Annotated in this window: 20 protein-coding genes and 1 other RNA gene; 20 read left to right on the forward strand and 1 reads right to left on the reverse strand. The window is 70.3% G+C overall.

What is annotated here, in order from left to right; genetic code table 11:
• The first annotated feature begins 5 nt into the window (after positions 1 to 5).
• The 20 genes from B5F85_RS02550 to B5F85_RS02645 all read left to right on the forward strand — a co-directional run bounded on the left by B5F85_RS02550 (position 6) and on the right by B5F85_RS02645 (position 21,661).
• A complete protein-coding gene (locus B5F85_RS02550) occupies positions 6 to 929 on the forward strand; it encodes a site-specific tyrosine recombinase (RefSeq protein WP_087314108.1) in 924 nt (307 codons plus the stop codon).
• A gap of 715 nt (positions 930 to 1,644) precedes the next feature.
• A complete protein-coding gene (locus B5F85_RS02555) occupies positions 1,645 to 2,106 on the forward strand; it encodes a hypothetical protein (protein WP_087314110.1) in 462 nt (153 codons plus the stop codon).
• An 18-nt stretch (positions 2,107 to 2,124) separates the two neighbouring features.
• The gene (gene rsmH, locus B5F85_RS02560; RefSeq protein ID WP_087314112.1) at positions 2,125 to 3,087 is read left to right on the forward strand and encodes a 16S rRNA (cytosine(1402)-N(4))-methyltransferase RsmH; all 963 of its coding nucleotides are present in this window, start codon (positions 2,125 to 2,127) and stop codon (positions 3,085 to 3,087) included.
• A gap of 313 nt (positions 3,088 to 3,400) precedes the next feature.
• Positions 3,401 to 3,886 carry a cell division protein FtsL gene (locus tag B5F85_RS02565; RefSeq protein ID WP_087314114.1) on the forward strand — a complete coding sequence of 162 codons (486 nt, stop codon included), beginning with the start codon at positions 3,401 to 3,403 and terminating at the stop codon, positions 3,884 to 3,886.
• A 10-nt stretch (positions 3,887 to 3,896) separates the two neighbouring features.
• Positions 3,897 to 5,684 (forward strand): penicillin-binding protein 2, encoded by a 1,788-nt coding sequence (locus tag B5F85_RS02570; protein ID WP_239386610.1) that lies wholly within the window; start codon positions 3,897 to 3,899, stop codon positions 5,682 to 5,684.
• A gap of 19 nt (positions 5,685 to 5,703) precedes the next feature.
• A complete protein-coding gene (murF, locus tag B5F85_RS02575; RefSeq protein ID WP_087314118.1) occupies positions 5,704 to 7,143 on the forward strand; it encodes a UDP-N-acetylmuramoyl-tripeptide--D-alanyl-D-alanine ligase in 1,440 nt (479 codons plus the stop codon).
• Positions 7,140 to 8,171 (forward strand): phospho-N-acetylmuramoyl-pentapeptide-transferase, encoded by a 1,032-nt coding sequence (gene mraY, locus B5F85_RS02580; RefSeq protein WP_087314120.1) that lies wholly within the window; start codon positions 7,140 to 7,142, stop codon positions 8,169 to 8,171. Before murF ends, mraY begins: the two co-directional genes overlap by 4 nt.
• Before the next feature lie 11 nt (positions 8,172 to 8,182).
• Positions 8,183 to 9,598: a UDP-N-acetylmuramoyl-L-alanine--D-glutamate ligase gene (murD, locus tag B5F85_RS02585; RefSeq protein ID WP_087314122.1), complete on the forward strand. Its 1,416-nt coding sequence runs from the start codon at positions 8,183 to 8,185 to the stop codon at positions 9,596 to 9,598.
• Positions 9,595 to 11,154, forward strand: a complete 1,560-nt coding sequence (gene ftsW / locus B5F85_RS02590; RefSeq protein WP_239386612.1) for a putative lipid II flippase FtsW — start codon at positions 9,595 to 9,597, stop codon at positions 11,152 to 11,154. Before murD ends, ftsW begins: the two co-directional genes overlap by 4 nt.
• Before the next feature lie 13 nt (positions 11,155 to 11,167).
• Positions 11,168 to 12,298 carry an undecaprenyldiphospho-muramoylpentapeptide beta-N-acetylglucosaminyltransferase gene (murG, locus tag B5F85_RS02595; RefSeq protein ID WP_087314126.1) on the forward strand — a complete coding sequence of 377 codons (1,131 nt, stop codon included), beginning with the start codon at positions 11,168 to 11,170 and terminating at the stop codon, positions 12,296 to 12,298.
• A gap of 170 nt (positions 12,299 to 12,468) precedes the next feature.
• Complete coding sequence (gene murC / locus B5F85_RS02600; protein WP_087314128.1) at positions 12,469 to 13,896, forward strand: UDP-N-acetylmuramate--L-alanine ligase; 1,428 nt, start codon at positions 12,469 to 12,471, stop codon at positions 13,894 to 13,896.
• Positions 13,893 to 14,807 carry a UDP-N-acetylmuramate dehydrogenase gene (murB, locus tag B5F85_RS02605; protein WP_204204609.1) on the forward strand — a complete coding sequence of 305 codons (915 nt, stop codon included), beginning with the start codon at positions 13,893 to 13,895 and terminating at the stop codon, positions 14,805 to 14,807. The genes murC and murB overlap by 4 nt, the downstream gene beginning before the upstream one ends.
• Positions 14,808 to 14,820: 13 nt before the next feature.
• Entirely contained in the window at positions 14,821 to 16,095 is a 1,275-nt protein-coding gene (locus tag B5F85_RS02610; RefSeq protein WP_087314130.1) for an FtsQ-type POTRA domain-containing protein, read from the forward strand.
• Between the two features lie 224 nt (positions 16,096 to 16,319).
• Positions 16,320 to 17,444 (forward strand): cell division protein FtsZ, encoded by a 1,125-nt coding sequence (gene ftsZ, locus B5F85_RS02615; protein ID WP_087314132.1) that lies wholly within the window; start codon positions 16,320 to 16,322, stop codon positions 17,442 to 17,444.
• A gap of 2 nt (positions 17,445 to 17,446) precedes the next feature.
• Positions 17,447 to 18,304 (forward strand): polyphenol oxidase family protein, encoded by an 858-nt coding sequence (locus B5F85_RS02620; protein WP_087314133.1) that lies wholly within the window; start codon positions 17,447 to 17,449, stop codon positions 18,302 to 18,304.
• Entirely contained in the window at positions 18,301 to 19,026 is a 726-nt protein-coding gene (locus B5F85_RS02625) for a YggS family pyridoxal phosphate-dependent enzyme (protein ID WP_087314135.1), read from the forward strand. The genes B5F85_RS02620 and B5F85_RS02625 overlap by 4 nt, the downstream gene beginning before the upstream one ends.
• Positions 19,027 to 19,080: 54 nt before the next feature.
• Positions 19,081 to 19,749, forward strand: a complete 669-nt coding sequence (locus B5F85_RS02630; protein ID WP_087314137.1) for a cell division protein SepF — start codon at positions 19,081 to 19,083, stop codon at positions 19,747 to 19,749.
• A gap of 8 nt (positions 19,750 to 19,757) precedes the next feature.
• The gene (proC, locus tag B5F85_RS02635; protein WP_087314139.1) at positions 19,758 to 20,570 is read left to right on the forward strand and encodes a pyrroline-5-carboxylate reductase; all 813 of its coding nucleotides are present in this window, start codon (positions 19,758 to 19,760) and stop codon (positions 20,568 to 20,570) included.
• Between the two features lie 91 nt (positions 20,571 to 20,661).
• Entirely contained in the window at positions 20,662 to 20,931 is a 270-nt protein-coding gene (locus B5F85_RS02640) for a YggT family protein (RefSeq protein ID WP_087314141.1), read from the forward strand.
• A gap of 58 nt (positions 20,932 to 20,989) precedes the next feature.
• Entirely contained in the window at positions 20,990 to 21,661 is a 672-nt protein-coding gene (locus tag B5F85_RS02645; protein WP_087314143.1) for a DivIVA domain-containing protein, read from the forward strand.
• A 93-nt stretch (positions 21,662 to 21,754) separates the two neighbouring features.
• On the opposite strand, the gene rnpB is transcribed toward B5F85_RS02645, so the two are convergent.
• Positions 21,755 to 22,109: RNase P RNA component class A (gene rnpB / locus B5F85_RS02650), an RNA gene on the reverse strand.
• Between the last annotated feature and the right edge of the window lie 67 nt (positions 22,110 to 22,176).

Raw genomic sequence — 22,176 nt, forward strand, 5'->3', positions numbered from 1 at the left:
GCGCGATGAGCCTCGAGGACGCGCGCAGCGAGTATCTCGGCTATCTCTCCGTCGAGCGGGGGAGCTCCGCCAACACCGTCGAGGCGTATGGCCGCGACCTCGCCCGCTACGTGGCATGGCTTTCCGAGCGCGGCGTGGACGAGCCCGAGGACGTGACCCGCGAGCTCGTCGAGGCCCACGTGGCGGCGCTCATCGACGTGGGCCTGGCGCCCGCCTCGGTCGAGCGCGCGGTCTCGGCTATCAAGGGGCTCCATCGCTTCATGGTGGCCGACGGCATCTGCGAGGCCCATCCCACCTCCGACCTCCCGCTGCCCTCCAAGCCCGAGCGCCTGCCGGACGTGATCTCGGTGGCCGACGCCGCGCGCCTGCTCGACCAGCCGTTCCCGCAGACGCCCGCCGGCCTGCGCGACCACGCCATCCTCGAGGTCCTCTACGGCTGCGGCCTGCGCGCGAGCGAGCTCGTGGGGCTCGACCTTCGCGCGACCCTCATCGACGAGGGCCTTCTGCGCGTCTTTGGCAAGGGCGAGAAGGAGCGCGTCGTCCCCGTCCTCGGCACGGCGGCCGAGGTGCTCGAGGCCTACCTCGACCGCGGCCGAGGCGCGCTCGTGGGACGGCGCCCCACCCAGGCGGTCTTCCTCAACGTCCGCGGCGGGCGCATCTCCCGGCAGTCGGTCCATGCGATCGTCGAGAAGTACGGCCGCGTCGTCGGCATCAAGGGGCTGCACCCCCACACGCTCCGGCACAGCTTCGCGACGCACCTGCTCGAGGGCGGGGCGGACCTGCGCGTGGTGCAGGAGCTTCTCGGCCACGCCAACGTGGCCACCACCCAGCTCTACACCCACGTCGACCGCACCCACGTGAGGCGCGTGTACCTCGCCGCACATCCCCGCGCCCAGAGCCGCGACGAGGGGTCGCCCCTCTCGCCCTGATGACAGGCTAATCTCTGCCTGTGTCCCGCGCCCCGGCCTCCCGCATCTCTCCGTGCTCACCGGACCCCGCCGCGTAGGGGCAACGCGCCCGCCTCCCTGCTCACTGCTTCGCAGAAATCGCGGGAGGCGGGCGCGTTGCCCCTACGCTGCTTCGCAGAAATCGCCGGAGAGATGCGGGAGGCCCGGGGCGCGCTTGTCGGAATGCGTCTGAGCGAGGAGGGCGGCCCCTCGTCGCGCCTCTGGGCGCGGCGCAGGTCGAGGTCCACTGGGCGCCAACAACCTTATTACTTGTTGATGCGCTTAATGATTCGGGGGTATCGCAGGGGACCGGTGCTTCTCGCTTAATGATTTGGGGTTATCGCGTAGGGGAGGGGCGTGATGGGGGTCGCGGCGTGCGATGGGCCAGGATCGTTAAGCCTCCGAGCCCTCATGCCCGTTTTGTGGGAGGGCGTCCCACCACGGCTTGAGCGGCGGTTTCACGGCAGCGACACAAATCGTTTGAGGGAGAGGCGAACAGGGGAGGCGTGCTTGTGGCTCAGCGGCCTGAAGGGCCCAACATCTGGGGTGTCGCTTCTGCTCGATAACCGTCCAGACCCAGATTTCAACCGCAAGGTGTAGCGAAGTGTTTTTCTGTGTCGCAAAGTGGGGGCAATGACGTATAGTATTCGCACGCTCCGAACGGGGCGAGGTTTTTCGTCTCTCGAGGGGAGGGTGCATGCTCGCCGGTTCGTATCCGATGTCCGTGGATGCAAAGGCGCGCGTCACCCTGCCGGCCGTCTTCCGCAAGCAGCTCGTGGAGGGCGACAGAAAGACGATATACCTTCTCCCTCTGAAGGAGTGCGTGAACGGCTTCACCCCTGAGGGGCTCGAGAGGTTCATCGACGGACTCTTCGTTGAGCGCGGTGAGAACACCTTCGATCCCCGCAGTCGCAAGGACGTTCAGCTCAGGACGAGGCTCTGGGCGAGCGCCGTGGAGGTCGACATCGACTCCGCCGGGCGCGTGGCCCTGGGCAAGCTCGACACGGCCAAGGCCGGAACGCGCGAGCGACTCGGGCTGACCGACGACGTCACGGTCGTGGGCGCCGGGGACCACTTCGAGGTGTGGAACACCGAGCAGTGGAACGCGACGCAGGAGAGCTTCGAGGACGATCTCGACGCGCTTCTCTACCACGACTGACGGAGGGGGTGAGCGGTCTTGACAGCAGAATATCGGCACGTACCCGTGATGCTCGCCGAGGTCCTCGCCGAGCTCGACCCCCAGCCGGGGGAGGTGACCTGCGACTGCACCCTCGGGGGAGCGGGTCACACCGTCGAGCTCGCGCGTCGCGTGGCCCCGGACGGCCTGTCGCTTGGGATCGACCAGGACGACATGGCCCTCAAGGCGGCGACGGAGCGCCTCTCCCGCGAGGCGCCCGAGGCGAGCGTCCGCACCCTCAGGGGCAACTTCGGGGACCTCGACGAGCTTCTCGTCGAGGCAGAGGTCCCCGGGGTCGACTGCTTTCTCTTCGACCTCGGCGTCTCGTCCCCCCAGCTCGACATCCCGGAGCGCGGCTTCTCGTACCACGAGGACGCGCCCCTGGACATGCGAATGAATTCGGGCAAACACACCACAACCGCAGCAGAGGTCGTGAACACCTACAACGAAGCAGACCTCGCCCGAATCTTTCGCGTATACGGTGACGAGCGCTTTGCGGGCCGCATCGCCCGCAAGATCGTGGAGACCCGCGACGCAGCCCCCATCGAGACGACCCTTCAGCTCGTCGAGGTCATCAAGGCCGCGATTCCCGCGGCGGCGAGAAGAACCGGCGGCCACCCGGCCCGCCGCACCTTCCAGGCACTGCGCATCGAGGTCAACCATGAGCTCGACGTGCTCGACCGCGGCCTCAGGGCGGCGGTGAGATGGGCCAACCCCGGTGGCAGGATCTGCGTCATCTCCTACCACTCGCTCGAGGACCGCATCGTGAAGCACGTCTTCTCCGAGCTCTCCCAGGGGTGCACCTGCCCGCCGGACCTCCCGGTGTGCGTGTGCGGTCACGTGCCGGTACTCAAGGTCAGGACCAGAAAGCCCCTCGTCGCGTCCGACGAGGAGGTCGCGGCCAACCCGCGGTCGCGAAGCGCCCTCATGAGGGTGGCGGTCAAGCTCGACGCCAGCGACTGAGGACGACAGCAACGCCGTAGCCGGCCTCGTGCCGTCTGCCATAGCAAACGCACCACCAACGCACCACCACGCAGCTCAAACGCACCACCAACGCACCGTCACACAGCCCAGACGCACGAAACACGCACCGCCACGCAGCTCAAACGCACCACCGCATCACCACGCAACGTACCGTCAACCAACCGTCAAGCACCACCTTAAGGTTCGCATCCCACGCGAGGGAAGCAAGAGTCAAGCAACCCTCAAGTTCCCAGCGTTCCTGCTATGTTCAGAGGGCACAGCGGCCTGCACCGCGCACACGCAAGGAAGTCACATGAGGTATCAGGGGTCAGAGGCATATTCGGTGAGGGCCGCGGAGCGCGCGTGGGAGCGCCCCTCGCAGAATCCCTCCCCCTCCTTCGAGGTCGTCTCGGGCGGCGGGCTCGACGCCCGCGTCCGCCAGGGCGTCTCGCGCGAGTTTCTCACCCGCGTCCGTGCGGTCGTGCTGATCGCGGCGCTGTTCTTCGCCGTGAACCTCGCCCGCGTCGCGCTCTCCGCCGCGACCGTCTCGGTGCTCCAGGCCAACTCCGACCTCACCGAGCAGATCGACGCCGCGCAGACGCTGAGCTCCAACCTCAGGATCGAGCGCTCTGTGCTCTCGAGCAACGCTCGCATCAGCCGCATCGCCACGCAGAACTACGGCATGGTCATCCCCGGCGAGCGCGTCACCGTCGTCCTCGACGAGCCGGCGCCCGAGGGTGCTCATGGTGATGCTGCGCAGTCCTCGACGGAGACGGGCGAGCAGGCCAGCGTCGGCTAGACTGGCTAGCGTGAGAAACGGCAGCAGACATACCCGCCCCGGGCGGAGGAACCATCCAGAGGCCTCGTACGACGAGGCCTCTCGTGCGCGCTACCGCCTCAGGGCCTCGCGGCCCGGAGGGTCGGGCAGCGGCGGCGCCGACCACGGGCTCTCGATCACGAGGCGCGTCTTTCTCGCCCTCTTTGGCGTCGTCGCGGCGCGCCTGGGCTTTCTGCAGCTGATCGACGGGGCCAACCTCTCGGCCAAGGCCGAGAGCCAGCGCACCAACCGCATCGTGCTGCATGCCAAGCGCGGCACGATCTTCGACCGTAACGGCAACGTCCTCGCCATGAGCGAGGAGTGCGAGACGATCTACGCCAACCCCAAGGAGATCGAGGACCCCTCGGGCGTCGCGTCGGCGCTGGTCAAGGTGCTTGGCGGCGAGAAGCAGGACTACATGGACCTGATCACGCCCGCCGACACCACCTTCGTCTACATCAAGCGCCAGGTCGACCAGGAGCTCGCCGACGAGCTCAAGGACCTGCTCGCCGAGCGCGAGCTGAGCGGCATCTACTACCTCGCCGACACCAAGCGCGTCTATCCCTACGGCAGCGTCGCGGCGCAGGTCCTCGGCATGGTCAACGTCGACGGCCAGGGCACCTCGGGCCTCGAGTACCAGTACAACGACCTGCTCACGGGCACCGACGGCGAGATGCTCGTCGAGACCGGCCTCACCGGCACGCCCATCGCGGGCGGCGCCTCGCACGTGACCGAGGCGAGAAACGGCACCGACATCGTCATCTCCCTCGACGTGGACCTCCAGCAGGCCTGCGAGTCGATCATCAAGGAGGCCGTGGGCACCTACGACGCGGACTCCGGCTCGGTCATGGTGACCGACCCCCACACCGGCGAGATCCTCGCTGCCTGCTCGACGCCGCTCGCGGACTTCTCGGACCTCTCCGACGAGGCGGCCCTCAACCTCAAGCTCGTCTCGAGCTCCTTCGAGCCGGGCTCGGTCTTCAAGGTCCTCACGACCTCCATCGGGCTCGACCTCGGGCTCTACACGCCCGAGACGGTCTTCTCGGTCCCCGCCTTCTACAAGGTCGGTGACGACTACGTCACCGACGACGACGGACGTGACTACACGGAGGACATGTCCGTGCGCGAGATGATGCGCCGCTCCTCCAACACGGCGATGGCGATGCTCGTCACCGAGGTCATCGGGGCCGAGGCCTTCGCCGAGGGCGTGGACCGCTACGGCATCGGGCATCTTACCGGCATCGACTTTCCCGGTGAGACCCAGGGCCTCGTGCGCACGCCCGCCGAGTACGACGGCTCGACGGCCGGCTCGATGGCCTTTGGCCAGGCGCTCGCCATCCCCATGGTCCAGATCGTGCGCGCCTACGGCGCCGTCGCGAACGGCGGCACGCTCATGACGCCGCACTTCCTCGTGACGAAGGGCGACGAGGACGTCGAGTGGCCCGCGGGGGACCGCGCGGTCTCCGAGGAGACCTGCGCCCTGGAGACCGACATCATGCGCACCGTCGTGGCCGAGGGCACGGGCAAAAACGCCCGGATCGAGGGGTACGACATCGCCGGCAAGACCGGCACGGGCGAGCAGGCCTCGGAGGACGGTGGCTACATGGCCGGGTCGTTTGTCGCCTCGCTGTGCGGCTTCGCCAACGCGGGCGACCCCGAGGTCCTCGTCTACGCGGGCCTCAACCACATCCCTCACCTTGCGTCCGCGTCCGCGGCAAACGTCTTCCACGACGTGATGTCCCAGGCCGTCAACATCCTGGGCATCTCGCCCTCGTCATAGCAAGAAGAAAGGATGCACGATGATCAAGATGACCGTAGCGGAGCTTGCCCGCGTCACGGGCGCGGAGGTGCTCCTGGAGGGCGCCTCCGACGTGACGGGCGAGGTCGTCGTCGACTCGCGCGCGGTGGGCGAGGGAGGGCTGTTCGTCGCCTTCGCCGGCGAGTGCGTCGACGGCAACGCCTACCTCGCCTCCGCGGCAAAGGCGGGCGCCGCCGCGGTGGTCGCCTCCGCCGACCCCGGCGAGGAGGCGCTCGCCGCCGCCGGCGCGGCGGGCTGCGCGGTGCTGCGCGCCGCCGGCGACGACAGCGAGGAGTTCCTGCTGCGCCTCGCCCGTGCCTGGCGCGAGCTTCACCCCTCATGGTTTGTCGTGGCGGTCACCGGGTCGGTGGGCAAGACCACGACCAAGGAGATGCTCGCCGCGGGCTTTGGCTCCCAGCGCCGCTGCCACGCCACACGGGGCAACCTCAACAGCCTCATCGGCCTTCCGCTCACGGTCTTCTCCGCCCCCGAGGACTCCGAGGTCCTGGTGTGCGAGCTCGGCATGAACCACCCGGGCGAAATCGGCCGCATGGCCTCGGCCTGCCGTCCCGCGTTCGCCTGCATCACCAACGTGGGCACGAGCCACATCGGCATCCTCGGCAGCCGCGAGAACATCGCGCGCGCCAAGGCGGAGGTCGTCTCGGGCCTTGCCGCCCACGACGGCGCGGGCCCGCTGCTCGCACTCACGAGCTCGGGCGACTTCACGGGCTTCATCGAGCGGGGCTTCTGCGAGCCCGCCGGCGTGGAGACGCTGCGCGTGGGCTCGGGCGAGAAGGACGCCGTGCGGGCCTCGGGCGTCACCCTCGACGCCGAGGGCCGCGCGCGCTTCACCGTGACGTGCTCGGACGGCTGGGGCCGCGAGGTCGCGCTGTCGCTTCCCGGGCGCAAGGTCGTGGACGACTTCCTGCTCGCCCTGGCGCTGATCTGGCGCGCCGGGCTCGACCGCGACGTCGCGACGGACTCGATCGAGGCCATGCGTCCCACGAGCATGAGGCTCGACGTGCGCGAGGCCGCGTCCGGCGCCCGCGTCATCGACGACTCCTACAACGCCGCCCCGGCCTCGATGGCCTCGTCGCTCGACGTCCTCGCCTCCATGGAGACCGCGGGACGTCGCATCGCCGTGCTCGGCGAGATGGGCGAGCTCGGTGACGAGGCGGCGCGCCTCCACGGCTACGTGGGCGCCTATGCCGCCGCAAAGGGCGTCGACCTGCTCGTCCTCATCGGCGACGAGCTCGCCGGCGCCATGGCCGAGGCAGCGCTCACGATGGGGCTCTCCGAGGACGCCGTGGAGCGCTTCGCCTCCGTGGACGAGGCGGTGCGCGTGATCGGGCCCGTCCTCGCGCCCGGCGACCTCGTGCTCGTCAAGGCGTCCCGCGCCTCTGGTCTGGACATGTTCGTGAGGGGAGTGCTCGACCGATGATCGGAAATCCCGCCTATCCCACCTACCAGGTGTTTCTCGCCGTCGGCCTCGCCGCGCTGGTCACCGGGCTCTTGATGCCGCTGTTCATCCGCCTCATGCGCCACGAGGGCGTGGGGCAGCAGATCCGCGCGGACGGCCCCCAGCGCCACCTCGTGAAGCAGGGGACGCCCACGATGGGCGGCATCATCATCCTCGTGGGCGTGCTCGTCTCGGTGGGGCTGCTCGCCGAGTGGACCCCCGCGCTCGTCCTCGCGGTGGCCGCGACGCTCGTGACCGGCTCGCTCGGCCTGCTCGATGACATCGAGTCGGTCGCGCACGGCCGCTCGCTGGGCCTCACCCCCTCGCAGAAGATGGCGGGCCTCATCTTGATCTCGGTCGTCTTCTGCCTCGTTGCCGTCAACGTCTGCGGGACCCCCGCCGCGGTGAGCTTCCCCGGCGGCCTCTCCATCGACCTCGGGGTGCTCACGACCACCTTCGAGGTGGGCGGCGCCCGGATCGCCGTCCCCTGGCTCTACCTCGCCTTCGTCTTTCTGCTCATGGCCGGCCTCTCCAACGCCGTCAACCTCACCGACGGACTCGACGGCCTCGCCGGCGGCTGCTCGATGGTGGTCATGCTCGTGATGGCGATGGTCGCCTTCAGCTACGGCGAGCTCGACCTCGCGATCTTCGCCGGCGCCGTCGCGGGCGCCTGCGTGGGCTTTCTCTGGCACAACTGCTACCCGGCCTCGATCTTCATGGGCGACACCGGGTCGCTGGCGCTCGGCGCCGCCCTCGCCGCCCTCGCCGTCCTCACCAAGGCGGAGGTCGTGTCGCTGATCATGGGCGGCGTCTTCGTCTGCGAGGCCCTCTCGGTCATGATCCAGGTCACGAGCTTCAAGCTCACCGGCAAGCGCGTCTTCCTCATGACCCCGATCCACCACCACTTCGAGCAGATGGGCTGGGCGGAGAACAAGGTCGTCGTGCGGTTCTGGATCGTCTCCGCCGCCTTCGCGGCCCTCGGTTTCGCGCTCTACTTCCAGCTCGGATAGGGGAGAAAACCATGTCCTCTCAGGCACATCTCGGCGACGTCCTCGTGCTCGGGCTCGGCCGCACCGGCGAGTCCGCTGCCCGCTACCTCGCGGCGCTCGGACCCGGGCGCGTGAGCTCCGTCACCCTCTACGGCGGCGTCAGCGCGCAGGCGGGGGAGCGCACGGAGGCGCTCGAGGGCGCCGGCGTGCGCGTCGTCTGCGGGACCGAGGAGGTGTCAGGCTCCTTCGACCTCGCCGTCGCCTCGCCCGGCATCCCCATGGACTCGGCCTTCTTCCGCGCCGCCCGGGACTGCTCGCGCGAGGTCGTGAGCGAGCCCGAGCTCGCCTGGCGCGAGAGCCCCGAGCGCTGGATCGCCGTCACGGGGACCAACGGCAAGACCACCACCACCTCGCTCGCCACGCACCTGCTGCGCGAGGGCGGCCTCGCGGCGCGCTCCGTGGGCAACATCGGGACGCCGCCCACCGAGGCCGTCCCGGACCGCACCGAGGGGGACTGGCTGGTTGCGGAGCTCTCGAGCTTCCAGCTCGCCGAGACGAGCCTCTTTCACCCCCGCGCCGCCGTGCTGCTCAACGTCACGCCCGACCACCTCGAGTGGCACCACACGATGGAGGCCTACGCCGCCGCCAAGGAGCGCGCCTTCGCCAACCTGGGCGCGGGCGACCTCGCCGTCGTCTCCGTCGACGACGACTGGTGCCGCGCCGTGGCGGGGCGCTGCGAGGCGCGCGGCGTGCGCACCTGCCGCCTCTCCGTCTGCTCCGAGCCCGACGCGCCCTGCGCGGCCTTCCTGCGCGAGGGGACGCTCGTGGTGCGCCTCGACGGCGTCGAGCACGAGCTGCTGCCCGCCGACGAGCTCAAGATCTTTGGCCTGCACAACGCCGAGAACGCGCTCGCCGCGGCCGCCGTCGCCCTCGAGGCGGGCGTGACGCGCGACGACGTCCGCGCGGGCCTCAGGTCCTTCTCGCCCATCGAGCACCGCATCGAGCCCGCCGGCACCGTCGCCGGGGTGCGCTACGTCAACGACTCCAAGGCGACCAACACCGACTCCGTCGAGAAGGCGCTCACTGCCTTCGACGCCGGCACGATCGTTGTCATGCTCGGCGGGCACGACAAGATGACCGACCTCGCCTCCCTCGCGGGCGCCGTCTGCGAGCGCTGCCGCGTCGCCGTGTGCTTCGGCGAGGCGGGGGAGCGCATCGCGGGCGCGCTCGAGGCCGCCCGCGCCGAGCGCGGCTCCGGGCTCGAGGTCCTGCGCGCCCCGCACCTGCGCGAGGCCTTCTCCGCCGCCCGCGCCGCGGCGCGCCCCGGCGACACCGTGCTCCTCTCGCCGGCGTGCTCCTCGTTTGACGAGTTCTCCAACATGGCCGAGCGCGGCCGCCTCTTCAAGCGCCTCGTGTCCGAGCTTGCCGACGAGGGGGCGCTCTCGTGACGGCGCGCCAGCGCACGGCCGTCGCCCGGCCCCGTGACGGGCGGGCCCCGAGGGGGGAGGGGACGCTGCTCGGCGTACCCGAGCGCTTCATGCGCCCGCGCCTGGTGCTCATCGCCTGCGTGGGCATCCTGGTGGCCTTTGGCACGCTCATGGTCTACTCCGCCTCCTCGGTGACCGCGCTCGGCGCGACGGGGGACGCCGCCTACTACCTCAAGCGGCAGCTGATGTTCGCCGCGGTGGGAAGCGTCGTCGCGGTGGGCCTTGCGGTGCTCGACTATCGCGTCTGGGTGAGGCGCTTCCTGATGCCCATCTGGGTCGTCACGGTGGCGCTGCTCGCGCTGGTCATCGTCGCGGGAACCGACAACGACATGGGCGCCACGCGCTGGATTAACCTCGGCTTCTTCGACCTGCAGCCCTCGGAGTTCGCAAAGCTCACGATCGTGTTCACGGCGGCCAACGTCGCCGAGCGCTACTTCGAGGAGGGCTCGCTCGACTGGAGCGGGTTTCTCAGGCTCGTCATCGTGGGCGTGGGCGTGCCGCTCGTGCTCATCGTCGTCCAGCCCGACAAGGGCTCGACGATGGTACTGGGCCTCACGATAGTGGTGATGGGGTATCTCGCGGGCGTGCCCAAGAGGATCCTGGTCGGCCTTCTGGTCATGGGCCTCCTCGGGTTTCTCGCCCTCTCGCTGAAAGACGACTACTCCCGCCAGCGCCTGCTGACCATGCTCGATCCGTGGAGCGACCCCTTCGACACCGGCTACCAGCTCATCCAGGGGTTCTACGCCTTTGGCTCGGGAGGCCTGCTTGGCGTCGGGATCGGCTTCTCGCGCCAGAAGTACTCCTACCTGCCGATGGCGCACAACGACTTCATCTTCGCCGTCATCGGCGAGGAGTGCGGCCTTCTGGGCACCCTCGGCGTGCTCGCGGGATTTGCGGTGTTCCTGTGGGCGGGCTTTCAGATCGCGCGCTACGCCCCCGACCTCTCGGGGCGCCTCGTGGCGGCGGGCTGCACCACGCTCGTGATCGTGCAGCTGCTCCTCAACGTGTGCGGCGTGCTCGGGCTCTTCCCGCTCTCGGGCAAGCCGATCCCGTTTTTGTCCTACGGAGGCTCTTCGATCCTCGCGAGCCTCATGCTCGTGGGCATGATCGTCTCGGTCTCGGTGCACTCGCGCCTGCCCGAGACGGCCTACGACGGCGTCCGGCACACCTGGCAGCTCGAGGACGAGGGGCGCGACCCCGCCGGCCTCGAGCTCGTGGGGGAGCCCGCGGCGCGCTCGGGCCGCGGACGCGCCTCCTCGGGGGGCGCTCAGGCGAGCCCCGGGTTCACCGTCGTCGAGGGCGGCGCCCGCCGGGGCGCCTCGGGCTCAGGGCGCTCGAGCGGCCGCGCGACGACCGGGCGCGGGGCCGCGGGGCGCGGCGGATCGGGCCGCGGCACGGGCGCGCGCGGGTCGAGCGGGCGCGGGTCGACGGGCGGCGGCCGACGCGGCAGAATAGACCTCGGCCCCAGCGCGAGCGACCGCCTGCGCGGGCGCGACAAGGGGCCCAGGACACGATAGCAGGGAGAGGCTCATGGACGAGAGACACCTCGAGGTCGCGATCGCCGCGGGCGGCACGGCCGGACACATCAACCCCGCGCTCGCGCTCGCCGAGGAGCTGCGCGACCGCGGCCACCACGTGACGTTTTTTGGCCAGACCTCCAAGCTCGAGGGACGGCTCGTCCCCGAGGCGGGCTTCGAGCTCGTGCCGGTGGTCGTGAGCGGCTTCGACCGCTCCCGCCCCTGGACGCTCGCGAGCTCGCTCGCGCGCATGCGGCACGCCCAGTCCCAGATCAAGGGCCGCTTCGCCGAGAAGGGCGCGCCCGACGTCGCCGTGGGCTTTGGCGCCTACGTCGAGATGCCGCTGCTCAACGCCTGCCATCGCGCCGGCGTGCCCTATCTGCTCCACGAGCAGAACTCGGTCCCGGGCCTGGCCAACAAGGCGCTCGCCCCGCACGCGGAGGCCGTGTGCATCTCGGTGCCCGCGGCGCGCGAGGTCTTCGAGCGGGCCAAGCGCCCCGCGCGCTCCGTGGTGCTCACGGGAAACCCGGTCCGCCGCAGCGTGTCGTCCGCGAGCCGCGAGGCGGGACGGGCCGCCTTTGACGTCGAGCCCGACGAGACGCTCCTGCTCGTCTTTGGCGGGTCGCTCGGGGCGGCCCACATCAACGAGGGCGTCTGCCGCCTCAAGCGGGAGCTGCTCTCCCGCGAGGGGCTCGTCGTGGTCCACTCCACCGGCGCGGACGGCTTCGACGAGACCGTCTCGGCCCTCGCGCTCACGCCCGACGAGCAGCTCCGCTGGCGCGTCATGCCCTACATCTCCAACATGGGCGAGGCGCTCGCGGCCGCCGACCTCGTGCTCTCCCGGGCCGGGGCGTCCTCGATCGCCGAGATCGCGGCGCTCGCCGTCCCCAGCCTCCTGGTGCCCTATCCCCACGCGACGGCCGACCACCAGACCACCAACGCCCGCTTCCTGACGGACGCCGGCGCGGCGGAGCTCGTGCCCGACGACAAGATCGACGAGCCCGTCTTCTCCGAGACGCTGCTCGGCCTCGTCGACGACGCCGCCCGCCGCGAGCGGATGCGCGCCGCGGCGCGCGGCCTCGCCCAGACGAGCGCGTCGGTGGCCCTCGCGGACCAGGTTGAGGCGGCCGTCCGGCGCAGCTGACCCTCCGCTCCCGACCTGCCGCCAAAGGCCCGTCCACCCGCGTTCCCGGCCGGACGAAAGCTCCGGTTGAGACTCCCGCGCGCTCGCGGGATTTGTGCGGAGGTGCCGCGACGCCGCCCGATTTGAGATACATTAGAGGGCGCACGATAGGCCACGTCGAAAGCGGACCCATGGTCGAGAACAACGCTGAGGTCGAAAACGTCACGAGTGCCCACTTCATCGGAATCGGTGGCGCGGGGATGAGCGGCATCGCCCTCGTCCTGCACGAGCGCGGATGTCGCGTGACCGGCTCCGACCTCAAGAGCTCCCACTACGTCCGCGAGCTCGAGGCGGCCGGCATCGACGTCCACGTGGGCCACGAGGCCGCCACGATCGACGAGGTCGCCCCGCAGGTGGTGGTCACCTCGACCGCCATCCCCGAGACCAACCCCGAGGTCGTCCGCGCCCACGAGCTCGGCATCCCCATCTGGCCGCGCGCCAAGATGCTCTCGTGGCTCTCGGGCACCCAGCGCACCGTCGCCGTCGCGGGGACGCACGGCAAGACCACCACGTCCTCGATGGTCGCCACGATGCTCGACAAGATGGGGCTCGACCCCTCCTTCCTGATCGGCGGCGTCGTCGAGGGCTACGGCACCAACGGCCGCAACGGCGCCGGCGAGCACTTCGTCTGCGAGGCGGACGAGTCCGACGGCTCCTTCCTCTACCTCAACCCCAACGTGGTCGTGGTCACCAACATCGAGGCGGACCACCTCGACCACTACGGCACCCTCGAGAACATCGAGAAGACCTTCTGCACCTTCATGGGCCTCGTCGGGGACGAGGGCACGGTCGTCGTCAACGGTGACGTCGCCCGCTACGTCGAGCTCGCCCGCTCCACGGGCAGGCGCGTGGTCACCTACGGCTTCAGTCCCTCCTGCGACTACGTCTGCGTCCCCGAGGACGGCGGGCACACCCTGGCCAGCACCTTCTCCGTGCGGCTGCCGGGCGGCCGCAGCGACGTCCGCGTGACGATCAGCGCCAACCCCGGGCGTCACAACATGGCCAACGCGACCGCGGCCATCGCCGTGGCCGACGTGCTCGGCCTCGACCCCGTCGCCGCCGCTGAGGCCCTCAGCCAGTTCAAGGGCGCGCGCCGTCGCTTCACGCACGTGGGCGACGTGGGCGGCGTGACCGTCGTCGACGACTACGGGCACCACCCCACCGAGATCTCCGTCACGCTCGGCGCGGCGGCCGACCTCGGCTTCAAGCGCGTCGTGTGCGTCTTCCAGCCGCACCGCTACAGCCGCACCCAGGCGCTCGCCGACGAGTTCGGGCGCGCCTTCGACCACGCCGACGTCCTGCGCGTCATGGACGTCTTCCCCGCGGGCGAGCTGCCCGTCCCGGGCGTCTCTGGCAAGACCGTCGTCGAGGCGGTGCGCCACCTGGGCAACGTCCTCGACGTCGCCTACGTCCCCAACCGAAAGAAGCTCATCGAGGACCTCTGCGACATCGTCCGCCCCGGTGACCTCCTCATCACGCAGGGCGCCGGCGACGTGACCACGATGGGCCCGGCCTTCATCGCCGCCATGCGCGAGCGGGAGGGCGGTCGCGCCCAGTGAGCGTCCTCAACGCCTACATGGCCCTCTCGGGGGCCGTCGACGCCGACGTGCGCCGAGACGAGCGGCTCTCCCGCAGGACCTTCTACCGCATCGGGGGGGCCGCGGCGCTGTATGTCGCGGCCCACAGCTACGAGGCGCTCTCGAGGACGCTTGCCGTGCTTGCCGCCGAGCGCGTTGAGTGGGTGATCTTGGGCAAGGGCTCCAACCTGCTCGTCTCGGACGAGGGGTATCGGGGCTGCGTCATCACGCTCGACGGCGAGTTCGCCCGCCACTCCTTCGCGGAGGACGGCGCGCTCACCGCCGGCGCCGGCTCGACGCTCTCGCGCCTGGTCAACGACGCGCTCAAGGCCGGCCTCACGGGCCTCGAGCCCCTCGTGGGCATCCCGGGCACGTTTGGCGGCGCCCTCTCGATGGACGCGGGCACGCGTCGCGAGTGGGTCGGCCCGCTCGTCCGCGACCTCGTGGTGCTGCGCCCCGGGGAGGGCATGCACCGCTACGGCGGGGGAGAGATCGCGTGGGGCTATCGCTCGACGTCGCTTCCCACCTCGGAGATCATCCTCGAGGCAACGCTTTCCCTCGAGCCCGGCGACCCGCGCGCGATCGCCGAGGACATGGACGCCCGCCTCAGGCGGCGTCGCGAGGCCCAGCCGCTCGCGGTCCCGAGCTGCGGGTCCGTCTTCAGGAACCCGCCCGACGGCTCTGCCGGCGCCCTGATCGAGTCCTGCGGGCTCAAGGGGGTCACGTGCGGCGGGGCCCAGATCTCGCCCGAGCACGCCAACTTCATCGTCAACCGTGGGGGCGCCACCGCCGCCGACGTCATCGCGCTCATCTCGCGCGCCCACGACGCGGTCCTCGAGCGGCACGGCATCGACCTCGCCTGCGAGGTCAAGCTGCTCGGCTTCGGCGCGTAGCGGAGGGGGCGACGTGGCCAAGGACACCAGCAGGCGCCCCACCAAGCGCCAGAAGACGCCGGTCAACGCGCCCGGCACGCAGAAGGCCCCGGCCGCCTCGGGCTCCCCCAAGCCGTCGCGCCCGCGCCCCGCGGCCAAGCTCGCCACGCCCAAGCCCAAGCCCGCGGCCAAGCCCAAGAAGGCGACGGCCCCCAAGGCCAAGGCCGCCGTCGCCTCCAAGGCGGCGTCGTCGGCCCGCGCCATCGCCGGGAAGGCGGGCGTGCGCTCGCTCGTGGGCAAGCCGTCCGCGCCCTCCACCCCCAAGGAGCGCAGGGAGCGCCATCAGCGCGGCCAGACGCTGCGCCTTCTCGCCATGATCGGCGCCGGCCTGCTCGCGCTTCTGCTCGTGGCGGCGCTCGCCCTGTTCGCCCTGCGCGACTCCTCGGTCTTCTCGATCGACTCGGTCGAGGTCGCGCCGACCGAGCACGTCTCCGAGGAGGACATCAGAAACCTCGTGAAGGTGCCCCAGGGCTCGACGCTGCTCAACGTCGACACCGCCTCCATCGAGGCCGCCCTCAAGAAGGATCCCTGGGTCGCCGCCGTCGACTTCGAGCGCGCCTTCCCCCACACCCTCAAGATCTCGATCCAGGAGCAGGCGATCGACGCCCTCGTGGTGATGAGCTCGGGCTCGATCGCGTGGTATCTCGGCGACGCGGGCACGTGGATCCAGCCGACGAGCGTCACCTCCTCCGAGGACAAGTCCATCAACGACGCGGCGCTCGAGCGAGCGATCGCCGAGGGCTGCCTGCTTATCACCGACGTCCCGGCGACCGTGTCCCCGGTCGCGGGCTCCGTCGCGACCGACGCCGCCCTGATCGCGGTCCAGGAGTTCCGCGAGGCCTTCTCCGACGACTTCGCGAGCCAGATCGTGAGCTACTCCGCGCCGTCCGAGGACAACGTCTCGTGCACGCTCGCGAGCGGGGTCGAGGTCCTTCTCGGCTCCCCGACCGACATCGCCACCAAGCAGAGCCTCATCGAGAAGATCGTCTCCCAGTACCCGGGGTCGCTCCTGTTCATCAACGTGCGCGTCCCCACCGAGAAGGGCGTCTCGTTCCGCGGCATCGACTCCGAGAACGTCCAGGAAGGCTCGGGCGTGGTCTCCTCCGGCGAGGACCAGGGCCTCGACGGGGAGGGCCTGGACACCGGGCAGCAGGGCCTGGAGGAGACGGGCGACGCCGCCCAGGGCGAGCAGGACCAGGGCGAGCAGGACATGCCCGCTCAGGGTGAGGATGAGGGTTCCCAGGAGTGAGCCCCTCCGTTCGCCTGAGGGTTTTCTGGTGAGCGGCACCCACGTTGAGCTAGGAACTTCACGAATTCGCCAAACTGTTTGACGAGCGACCCTCAAGTGTGCCAATATACGTCGCTTTATCCAAAGCGTTGACGTGAACCTGAGCTTGAGGGTTTTGCCGGCGTGGCGGTGAGGCAGCACGCAAGCAAGCAACCCTGCAGACAGGCCCTTTCGAGGAGGACACGATGATCAAGGATACCGACACCCTCAGCAACTACCTCGCCGTCATCAAGGTCGTGGGCGTGGGCGGAGGCGGCACCAACGCGGTGAACCGCATGATCGAGGAGGGCATCCGCGGCGTCGAGTTCGTGGCCGTCAACACCGACGCCCAGGCGCTCGCCATCTCCGACGCCGACATCAAGGTCCACATCGGCACCGACATCACCAAGGGCCTCGGCGCCGGCGCCAACCCCGAGGTCGGCAAGGAGGCCGCCGAGGACACCCGCGACGAGATCAAGGCCGCGCTCGCGGGCGCCGACATGGTCTTCATCACCGCCGGCGAGGGCGGCGGCACCGGCACCGGTGCGGCCCCCGTGGTGGCCGACATCGCCAAGAACGACGTGGGCGCCCTCACGGTGGGCGTCGTCACCAAGCCCTTCACCTTCGAGGGCCGCAAGCGCTTCTCCTCCGCCATGGAGGGCATCAAGAACCTCTCCGAGAACGTCGACACCCTCATCGTGATCCCCAACGACCGCCTGCTCGACCTCTCCGAGAAGAAGACCACCATGCTCGAGGCCTTCCGCATGGCCGACGACGTGCTGTGCCAGGGCACCCAGGGCATCACCGACCTCATCACGGTCCCCGGCCTGATCAACCTCGACTTCGCCGACGTCTGCACCATCATGAAGAACTCCGGCACCGCCATGATGGGCATCGGCACCGCCTCCGGCGACAACCGCGCCACCGACGCCGCCGAGGAGGCCATCTCCAGCCGCCTGCTCGAGGGCTCCATCGACGGCGCCACGCGCGTCCTGCTCTCGATCGCCGGCAACAAGGACCTCGGCATCCAGGAGATCAACGACGCCGCCGACCTCGTCGCCAAGAACGTCGACCCCGAGGCCACGATCATCTTCGGCACCGTCGTCGACGAGTCGCTCGGCGACCAGGTCCGCGTGACCGTCATCGCCACGGGCTTCAGCGACGGCAACGTCCAGCAGCCCCTGCCCTCGATGTCCATGCCGGTCTCCCGTCCCGCGGCCCCCGCTCGCCAGCAGAAGTCGAGCGCCCCGGCCTCGACCTCGAGCCGCTCCGGGTCGTCCAACGACAAGGAGTTCGACATCCCCGAGTTCCTGAAGCGCAGCCGCATCTAGCGATGCCCTGCTTGGAGCGATACCAGTCCGGCGAGGTGACCCTGCTCTCCGACGCGCGCGTCGCGGGCGGGGTCACCTTCGCCTTCACGGAGCGGACCGGCGGCGTCTCCGCGACGCCGTACGCCTCGCTCGACCTCGGCGACGCCTGTGGGGACGACCCCGCGTCCGTCGCCGAGAACCGGCTCCGCGCGCTCGCGGCGCTCGGCGCCGACGGCCTGGCCGGGCGTCTCGTCAACCCGAGGCAGGTGCACGGCGACGAGGTCGTGTGCGTGCGCTCCGGCGACGAGGCCTCGGTCCGAGAGGCCCAGCGCCTCGCGCGCCTCGGCGCCGACGCCGTCGTCTGCACCGCCCCCGACGTCCCCGTCCTTCTGTGCTTTGCCGACTGCGTCCCCGTGGTGATCGCCTGCCCGGGCGGCTTCGCGGTCGCGCACTCGGGATGGCGGGGGACCCTGTCCCGGATCGCCGCCAAGGCGGCGCGGGCGCTCTGCGAGCAGGCGGGCGCGCTTCCCGGCGAGCTCGTCGCCTACGTGGGCCCCCACATCCTCGTGGACGACTACGAGGTGTCCGCCGAGCTCGCCGAGCGCTTCTCGGAGGAGTTCGGGTCGGGCGTCATCGCGGGGGAGCGCAGGCTCGACCTCACGGCGGCGGTCCTTTCGGCCCTCGCCGAGGCGGGCCTCGACGCCTCGCAGGTGGCGTGCTGCGCCGATTCGACCGCCTCCTCGACGGGGCGGTTCTTCTCGTACCGGGCCGAGGGGGGAACCTGTGGCCGGCACGGCGCGATCGCCGTCCTGGGCGGCTCGCGGGCCGCGTGGAGGCCGCTCGAAGACGGGCAAGGGTCGGGGGAGGAGAGGACGCGATGAGCGAGGACCAGACGTACGCGAGCTTCCTGAGCTCCCGTCGGGAGGAGATTCTCGAGCGGATCGGCGCCTCCGCGCGCCGCTCCGGTCGCGAGCCCGGGCAGGTCGAGGCCATCGCGGTCTCCAAGACCGTCGGTCCCGACGAGGTCCTTCTCGCCCGCCGCGCGGGATGGGGCCGCTTTGGCGAGAACCGCCCGCAGGAGCTCGTCCGCAAGCTCGAGGCCCTCTCCGGGGAGCCCGAGATGACGGGCGTTCGCTTTGACATGATCGGCAACCTCCAGAAGAACAAGATCAACCAGGTGATCGGTCGGGTTTCGCTCATCCATTCGATCTCATCCGCGCATCTCGCCCAGGCGGTGTCGACGCGCTGCGAGGCGCGCGGCATCGTCGCCGACGTGCTGCTCGAGACCAACGTCTCCGGCGAGGCGTCCAAGTCGGGCTTCTCCTGCGAGGAGCTTCGGGCGGCCGCCGAGTCGGTGGTGGCGCTGCCGGGCATCCGCGTGCTCGGCCTGATGACGATGGCGCCCGCCGGCGACCCCGCCGCGGCGCGTCGGACGTTCTCGGGCCTGCGCGAGCTCGCCGAGGAGCTGCGCGCGCGGACGGGGCTTCCCCTCGAGACGCTCTCCTGCGGGATGAGCGACGACTTCGAGGCCGCGGTCGAGGAGGGCTCGACCCTCGTGCGGCTCGGACGATGCGTGTTCGACCAGGGCTACGCCCTGAGCTGACAGTACTGACGGAGCGTGGCCGCGCCTCGCGCGCGGCGGAAGAAGGAGGAGAGCATGGGCTTTCTCGACACGATCAAGGACCGTCTCCGCGGCGGCGCGGGCGACGACTACTACGAGGACGACTACTACGAGGACGAGGAGGGCTACGAGGGCGAGCAGGGAGGCTACGCCCACGAGTCCCGCCGTCGCGACACGGGCTCCAGCCCGCGCCTGCTCGGCAACACCCCGCGCCCCGAGGCCGAGAGCGTCTCGGTCTTCACCCGCTCCGGCCGCCCGGTGAGCGCCCGTCCCGCCCCGTCCCAGCCCTCGCAGGGCTCCTACTCCTCGGGCGGCTACGCCGACGACGCCTCGCGCCACTCCTCCCAGGACGTGACCTCCGCGATGCGCCCCATCCCCACCCCCGGCGACCTCGGCCCGCGCACCATCTCGAGGGCGAACAACTCCGGCCAGCTGCCCCCCTACGTCCTGAAGCCCGTCTCCTATGACGACGTTCAGACGGTCGTCCGCCGCGTCCGTACCGGCCAGCCGGTCGTCCTGGTCTTCCGCAACACCAACATCGAGACCGCCAAGCGCATCCTCGACTTCTCCTTTGGCCTCTCCTTCGGCATCGGCGGCGAGGTCAGCGAGCTCGGCGACCGGGTCTTCGTCGTGCTGCCGTGCGGCATCGAGCTCGCCCGCGCCGACATCGACAAGCTCGTCGCCGACGGCGACCTCGTCCGGTAGGCGCCGTCATGAGCGAGACCCTCTCCGTCAGCGTCGGCATCGTCGGCGCCGGCTCCATGGGCGGATCGATCGCGCGCGGCCTGCTCGAGGCGGGCGCGATCGTCCCCGAGCGTCTGCTCGCCGCAGACCACGACCCCGCCCGCACCGAGGCGCTCGCCGCGCTCGGCGCGCACGTCTTCCCGGATGGGGCGGCGCTTGTCGACGCGGGCCCGGACGTGGTGGTCCTCGCCGTGAAGCCCCAGGTGCTGCCCGACGTCATGGCGCAGTGCGCCGCGGGGCTTGCCGGGAGGCTCGTCATCTCGATCGCGGCGGGCGTCGCGCTCTCGACGATCGAGGCGGCCCTTCCCGGCGCGCGGGTGGTCCGCGCGATGCCCAACCTGCCGGTGCAGGTGCGCTCCGGCGCCACGGCGCTCGCCGCCGGGTCCCTGGCGACGGCAGCCGACGTCGAGCTCGCCCGCAAGGTCTTCGCCGCGCTCGGCGCCGCTCAGGTCATGCGCGAGGACCAGCTCGACGTCTCCGGCGCCGTCGTGGGGACGGCGCCCGCGTTCTTCTCGCTGTTTGTCGACACGCTCACGCGCGCCGGCGTCCGCGCGGGGCTTCCCGCCCAGGCGTGCCGCGAGATGCTCGAGACGACCATGCGCGGCTGCGCCGAGCAGCTCCTGGCCGAGGGCGTCCACCCGCGCGCCTACATGGAGCGCGTGACGTCGCCGGGCGGGACCACCGCCGCGGCACTGCGCGAGCTCGAGCCGCTCGTGGCCGCCGGCTCCGAGGAGGCGGTCGACGCCGCGCTCGCGCGCACGCGAGAGCTTGCCGAGGGCTGATCGTGGGTACCATGTGCGTTGGGGACCGTCCCCAACTCGCATATGCAAATTGGGGACAGTCCCCAATTTGAAGGTTTAGGAAAGGCGGGGCATGAGCCTCTACACCATACTCTCTGTCGTCCAGCGGCTCTTTGACATCTACGGCTGGCTCATCGTCATCTGGTGCATCCTGTCCTGGGTGCCTCGGACGGGGTCCGGCTTCTTCGAGGACCTCCGGGCGGCCATCGCGACCCTCGTGGAGCCCTTCGTCGGCCTCTTCAGGCGCTTCATCCCGCCCGTCATGGGCGTCGACTTCTCGCCGGTTGTGGCGATATTGGCGCTCAGCCTCATCGAGCGGTTGCTGTATTACCTGATTTTGTAGACTGTAGTGGTAAGGTTAAGCGGACGTGACCGCGTCCGCGAAGCGAAAGGGAACAAGAATGGCAATCACACCAGCAGACATCGAGCAGCAGACCTTCTCTCCCTCCAAGCACGGCTATGACACCGAGGAGGTCGACGCCTTCCTGGAGCAGCTCTCCGCCGAGGTGGACGCGATGCTCCAGAAGATCGCGGACCTCAAGGGCCGCCTGACCTCCACCGAGCAGCAGCTCTCCGCCGCCCAGGCGCAGATTGCCAGCCTCGAGGAGCGCGGCTCCTCCACCGCCCCGGCCCCCGTCGCCCCGGCGCCGGCTCCCGCCACCGACTCCATCACCGCGTCCGAGCGTCAGATTTCCCAGGTCCTCATCGTGGCGCAGCAGTCCGCCGACAAGCTCCTCGCCGAGGCGCGCGACTCCGCCGAGCGCATCCGCAACGACGCCGACGCCAAGGCCCGCGAGGTCATCCGTCAGGCGCTCGCCGAGAAGCAGAACGAGCTCGACGAGATCGACCGTCTGAAGGCCTCCCGCGAGGACTTCCGCGCCGAGTACAAGAAGCTCCTGCAGCACTTCATGGACGATGCCGAGGCCATGTTCCCGGCGCAGGTCTCCTTCTCCAGCGCCCCCACCGGCTCCGCCGGCACCACCCACACCGACGTCCCGACCGCCGCTCCCACGCCCGTGGCTCCCGCCCCGGCGCCGGCTGTCAACGTCGCCGACTTTGGTGACCTCGACTAGCTCCTCGTTGAGCACGCCTCCGCGCGGCCCCGCGTCCTTGTCGGCGCGGGGTCGTTTTCGTCTTGAGGCTCTTGGGCCGAGAAGGGCGAGAAGGTGCGAGGTGGGCCTATAAGCCGGGTTCTGTCGTGGGCGGCCATTTATCTACTGCGGCTGTCACCAGCCGCCTCTAGCGCGCAACCCGAGCGCAGTGCGGGCCACACCATGGCGCTCCTATTTGCGTTTGCTCCGGATGGGGCTTGCCAAGCCGCCGTGTTGCCACGACGCTGGTGGTCTCTTACACCACCGTTTCAGCTTTTCCCTCAACGGGCCAGGCCCGCCAGCGGGAGTCTTCTTTTCTGCGGCGCTTTCCGTCGGGTCACCCCGCCCGGCCGTTAGCCGGCATCCTGCCCTGTGGAGCCCGGACTTTCCTCATGGCGCTTTCGCGCCCCGCGGTCGCCTGGCCCACCTCGCGCCAAGGATTCTACCATGAAAATGACCTTGAGCCGCGGCACTCGCCTTGGACTACAATACGACTG

Source organism: Olsenella sp. An293 (genome assembly GCF_002159495.1).
Taxonomy (GTDB): domain Bacteria; phylum Actinomycetota; class Coriobacteriia; order Coriobacteriales; family Atopobiaceae; genus Thermophilibacter.